Source organism: Streptomyces sp. NPDC104096, from assembly GCF_055584385.1.
The window spans coordinates 1-1747 of the sequence record NZ_JBVJMD010000143.1; the positions used below are offsets into that span (position 1 = coordinate 1).

At 58.1% G+C, this 1747-nt stretch carries 1 rRNA gene (cut by a window edge); it reads left to right on the plus strand.

The features are described from left to right. The first annotated feature begins 49 nt into the window (after window positions 1-49). Window positions 50-1747: ribosomal RNA gene (locus ACZ60B_RS42740) — 23S ribosomal RNA — on the plus strand; it runs 1488 nt beyond the window's last position.

Consider the following 1747-nt stretch of genomic DNA (forward strand, 5'->3'; position numbering starts at 1 on the left):
GGGTGGTTGGTCGTTGTTTGAGAACTGCACAGTGGACGCGAGCATCTGTGGCCAAGTTTTTAAGGGCGCACGGTGGATGCCTTGGCACCAGGAACCGATGAAGGACGTGGGAGGCCACGATAGTCCCCGGGGAGCCGTCAACCAGGCTTTGATCCGGGGGTTTCCGAATGGGGAAACCCGGCAGTCGTCATGGGCTGTCACCCATACCTGAACACATAGGGTATGTGGAGGGAACGCGGGGAAGTGAAACATCTCAGTACCCGCAGGAAGAGAAAACAACCGTGATTCCGGGAGTAGTGGCGAGCGAAACCGGATGAGGCCAAACCGTATGCGTGTGAGACCCGGCAGGGGTTGCGCATGCGGGGTTGTGGGATCTCTCTTCTGTCGTCTGCCGGCGGCAGGACGAGTCAGAAACCGTTGATGTAGGCGAAGGACATGCGAAAGGTCCGGCGTAGAGGGTAAGACCCCCGTAGCCGAAACGTCAGCGGCTCGTCTGAGAGACACCCAAGTAGCACGGGGCCCGAGAAATCCCGTGTGAATCTGGCGGGACCACCCGCTAAGCCTAAATATTCCCTGGTGACCGATAGCGGATAGTACCGTGAGGGAATGGTGAAAAGTACCGCGGGAGCGGAGTGAAATAGTACCTGAAACCGTGTGCCTACAAGCCGTGGGAGCGTCGGATGGAAGCTTGCTTCCATCTCGTGACTGCGTGCCTTTTGAAGAATGAGCCTGCGAGTTTGCGGTGTGTTGCGAGGTTAACCCGGGTGGGGAAGCCGTAGCGAAAGCGAGTCCGAACAGGGCGCTTCAGTAGCACGCTCAAGACCCGAAGCGGAGTGATCTAGCCATGGGCAGGTTGAAGCGGAGGTAAGACTTCGTGGAGGACCGAACCCACCAGGGTTGAAAACCTGGGGGATGACCTGTGGTTAGGGGTGAAAGGCCAATCAAACTCCGTGATAGCTGGTTCTCCCCGAAATGCATTTAGGTGCAGCGTCGTGTGTTTCTTGCCGGAGGTAGAGCACTGGATAGGCGATGGGCCCTACCGGGTTACTGACCTTAGCCAAACTCCGAATGCCGGTAAGTGAGAGCGCGGCAGTGAGACTGTGGGGGATAAGCTCCATGGTCGAGAGGGAAACAGCCCAGAGCATCGACTAAGGCCCCTAAGCGTACGCTAAGTGGGAAAGGATGTGGAGTCGCACAGACAACCAGGAGGTTGGCTTAGAAGCAGCCACCCTTGAAAGAGTGCGTAATAGCTCACTGGTCTAGTGATTCCGCGCCGACAATGTAGCGGGGCTCAAGCGTACCGCCGAAGTCGTGTCATTGCAGCAAATAGCCCCAACGGGTGCTGTGATGGGTAGGGGAGCGTCGTGTGCCGGGTGAAGCCGCGCCGGAAGGCAGTGGTGGACGGTTCACGAGTGAGAATGCAGGCATGAGTAGCGATACAAACGTGAGAAACGTTTGCGCCGATTGACTAAGGGTTCCTGGGTCAAGCTGATCTGCCCAGGGTAAGTCGGGACCTAAGGCGAGGCCGACAGGCGTAGTCGATGGATAACCGGTTGATATTCCGGTACCCGCTGTGAAGCGTCAAACACCGAGCATCGTGATGCTAAGGCCGTGAAGCCGTTCCGGACCCTTCGGGGAAAGGAAAGTGGTGGAGCCGCCGGCCCAAGCGGTTAGTAGGTGAGTGATGGGGTGACGCAGGAAGGTAGTCCATCCCGGGCGGTGGTTGTCCCGGGGTAAGGGTGTAGCC